This window comes from Microbacterium sp. (assembly GCF_047972865.1).
Taxonomy (GTDB): Bacteria; Actinomycetota; Actinomycetes; order Actinomycetales; family Microbacteriaceae; genus Microbacterium.
Genome location: NZ_JBKEAY010000224.1, coordinates 1 through 3,533, shown reverse-complemented (window position 1 = coordinate 3,533; position 3,533 = coordinate 1). Strand labels below are relative to the sequence as shown.

Sequence of the window (3,533 nt, the reverse complement as noted above, 5' to 3'; positions counted from 1 at the left end):
CACGGGTGTCGCGGGCCATCTCCTCCAGTCCCGCCTGCGCGTACGTCCGCCACACGATCGCGGCGACCTGCCGTTCCAGCACCCGCGCGGTGTCGGACGGTGTCTCCTTGCCGGCCAACTGGCTGCTGGCGGTCGAGATGATCAACGGCGAACCGCCCAGGTCGGCGATCCCGACCGCGAACGACACGCGGGTGCGCGTCGACGACTTGTCGAAGATCACCGCGACCGTCTGCGGGCCCTCCAGCGGTGTCAGCTTCCAGCGGTCCTTCTTCAGGGCGACCGCCAGGTCGAGGATCTCGGCCTGTTCGGCCGGGCTGAGGTCGTCGTCGCGCAACAGGTGACGCGTCATGCGGATGCCTCCGTCGTCAGGGTCGGGGTGTGCACGGCGACATCCGCCAACGCACGCGAGAACAGCTCGGCGAACTCGTCGACCTCGACGTCGCCGATCGTGAGAGCCGGGGCCAGCCGGACGGTCTCGGCGTTGGCCGCGTTGACGACGAGGCCGTGCCGCTGCGCAGCCGTCACGATCTCCGCCGCCACTGGCGCCCGTAGCGCCACGCCGATGAGCAGCCCGCGGCCGCGCGTCGCGGCGACCAGCGGCGAGGCCATCGCGTCGATCGCGTCGCGTACCTGGTCGCCCCGGACGACGGCGTTCTCGAGCAGCCCGGCGCGTTCGATCTCGGCCAGCACCGCCAGCGCGGTTGCCGTCGCCAGCGCATTGCCGCCGAAGGTGGAACCGTGGGTGCCGGGGTAGAACAGGTCGCTCGCGCCGTCGAACGTGATCAGCGCGCCGATCGGGAAACCGCCGCCGATGCCCTTGGCCACCGTGATCGCGTCGGGGCGGATGCCGGCGTGCTGGAACGCGAACCAGGCGCCGGTCCGGCCCGCGCCGGTCTGGATCTCATCGACGATCAGCAGCGCACCGTGCCGCGCCGTGATCTCACGCGCCGCCGCGAGGTAGCCGTCGGGAAGCTCGAGAACACCCGCCTCCCCCTTGATCGGCTCGACGAACAACGCGGCGACCCGATCATCCATCGCCTCCTCCAGCGCGGCCACGGTGGAGTCGAGGAACTCGACACCCGGAACCATCGGGCCGAACGGCTCCTGCATGGCGGGTTTGCCCGTGAGGGCGAGGGTTCCCATCGTGCGTCCGTGGAACGCGTCGCGAAGCGCCAGGATGCGGGGGCGCGCCGCGCCGCCGTGCAGCCGGGCGAGTTTGAACGCCGCCTCGTTGGCCTCGGCACCCGAGTTGCCGAAGTAGACACGACCGGACGGTCCGGCACCGGCCAGAGTCTTCAGCCGCGCCGCGAGGTCGAGCTGCGGGGGCGTCGCGAAATAGTTGGAGACGTGCGTGAGGGTGGCTGCCTGCCGCGCGACGGCCTCGACGAACACCGGGTGGGCATGGCCGAGCGAGGTGACGGCGATCCCGCCGAGGAAGTCGAGGTAGCGTCGCCCGTCGACGTCCCACAGGTACGCGCCCTCGCCGCGGGTGAACAGCGCCAGACGCGCCCCCGCGTTGCGGACGAGATCCTGGTCGACGGCGTCCTGCCATCCTGTGCTCACTGTGCCACCACCTCCGTGCCGATGCCCTGTTCCGTGAAGACCTCCACCAAGACCGAGTGCGCCTGGCGTCCGTCGATGATCGCCGCCGTGTCGACGCCGCCGTCGACGGCGTCCAGGCACGCCTGCATCTTCGGGATCATTCCCGATTCCAGCCGCGGCAGCATGGTGCGCAGCTCGGCTGCGGTCAGGTGGGAGACCAACGAGTCCTTGTTCGGCCAGTCGGCGTACAGACCGGCCACATCGGTGAGGATGACGAGCTTGGTGGCCTGCAGCGCGACGGCCAGGGCGGCCGCGGCGGCGTCGGCGTTGACGTTGAGCGACGAACCCGGGCTGTCGAGGTCGGGCGCGATGGAGGACACCACCGGGATGCGGCCGGCGTGCAGCTGATCGAGCACCGGTCGCGGGTCGACCGTGACGACGTCGCCGACGGCGCCCAGGTCGTGCCGCTCGCCGTCGATCTCGATGCCCTTGCGACGACCGCCGAACAGACCGGCGTCCTCGCCCGACAGTCCGGTCGCGAACGCTCCGTGCGTGTTGATCTTGCCCACCAGTTGCGGGTTGATCTGACCGGTGAGCACCATACGGACCACCCCGATCGCCTCGGTGGAGGTCACCCGGTACCCGCCCTTGAATTCGCTCGGGATGGCGAGCCGGTCGAGCATCTGCGAGATCTGCGGACCGCCGCCGTGGACGACGACGGGCTTGACCCCGACGTAGCGCAGGTAGGCGATGTCCTCGGCGAACGCGTTCTGCAACTGCTCGGACACCATGGCGTTGCCGCCATACTTGACGACGATGATGCGGTCGCGGAAGCGCTTCAGCCACGGCAGCGACTCGATGAGCACGCCGGCCTTAACGGCCGCCGCTTCGGGCGTGGTCTGCTGGATGTCGGTCATGACGAGTAGGCGCTGTTCTCGTGGACGTAGTCGTGGGTGAGGTCGTTGGTATAGATCGTGGCCTGTGCGGCTCCGGCCTTCAGATCGATGAGGATGCGGGTTGCCCGGGGGGTCAGGTCCACCTCCTCGCGCGGACGGTCGGGGGCGCCCGCCGAGCACACGCGCACCCCGTTGAAGGACACGTCCACCTCATACGGGTCAAAGGCGGCACCGGTGGTGCCGATGGCCGCGAGCACCCGGCCCCAGTTGGGGTCGTTGCCGAAGATCGCCGCTTTGAACAAGTTGTTGCGGGCGACCGAGCGGCCGACCTCGACGGCGTCCTCCTCGCCGGCCGCGTTCACGACGTCGATCGTGATGTCGTGGCTCGCACCCTCCGCATCGGCCTGCAACTGCACGGTCAGGTCGAGGCAGACCTCGGTGAGCGCGGCGCGGAACCGGGCCGCATCGGGCGCGATACCGGAAGCACCCGACGCCATCAACGTCACCTGGTCGTTGGTCGACATGCAGCCGTCGGAGTCGAGCCGGTCGAAACTCACCCGCGTCGCGGCGCGCAGATGCCCGTCGGCCTCCTCCGCCGTCAGCACCGCGTCGGTGGTCACCACGACGAGCATCGTCGCGAGCCCCGGCGCGAGCATGCCGGCGCCCTTGGCCATCCCCCCGATCGTGACGCCGTCGCGGGAGACGACGGCGGTCTTCGCTCGCGAATCGGTCGTCATGATCGCCTCGGCGGCGGCCTGCCCGCCATCGGCGTCGAGCGCGGCGATCGCGGCCTCGGTCCCGGCGAGCACCTTGCGGCGGAACACCTCGTCGCCGGTGCCGATGAGCCCCGTGGAACAGATCAGCACGTCTCCGGCGCTGACCCCGAGGAGCTCGGCCGCCTTCTCCGCAGTGGAGTGCGTGGTCTGAAACCCGAACGCGCCCGTGAAGCAGTTCGCCCCGCCGGAGTTGAGCACGAGCGCCTCGACCGTGCCGTCGGCGACGACCTGCTGCGACCACAGGATCGGGTTCGCCTTCGCGCGGTTGGAGGTGAACACCGCGGCGCCGGTCTTGAGCGGGCCGCGGTTGACCACCACG

3 protein-coding genes and 1 pseudogene are annotated in these 3,533 nt (G+C 70.2%); all 4 read right to left on the bottom strand.

The window, feature by feature from the left end; translation table 11 throughout:
• A pseudogene (locus ACK5KK_RS14020) lies at positions 1–349 on the bottom strand (ornithine carbamoyltransferase); the annotation flags it as partial.
• Positions 346–1,563, bottom strand: a complete 1,218-nt coding sequence (locus ACK5KK_RS14015; protein WP_416890703.1) for an acetylornithine transaminase — start codon at positions 1,561–1,563, stop codon at positions 346–348. The pseudogene ACK5KK_RS14020 and the gene ACK5KK_RS14015, both read right to left, overlap by 4 nt.
• Positions 1,560–2,459 carry an acetylglutamate kinase gene (gene argB / locus ACK5KK_RS14010; RefSeq protein ID WP_416890702.1) on the bottom strand — a complete coding sequence of 300 codons (900 nt, stop codon included), beginning with the start codon at positions 2,457–2,459 and terminating at the stop codon, positions 1,560–1,562. The genes ACK5KK_RS14015 and argB overlap by 4 nt, the downstream gene beginning before the upstream one ends.
• On the bottom strand, positions 2,456–3,533 hold a 1,078-nt coding region (gene argJ / locus ACK5KK_RS14005; protein WP_416890701.1), incomplete at its 5' end, for a bifunctional glutamate N-acetyltransferase/amino-acid acetyltransferase ArgJ. The genes argJ and argB, both read right to left, overlap by 4 nt.

Coding starts and splice junctions, on each gene's coding strand:
- argB (WP_416890702.1), bottom strand. CDS start 2,459: ATGACCGACATCCAGCAGACCACGCCCGAAGCGGCGGCCGTTAAGGCC.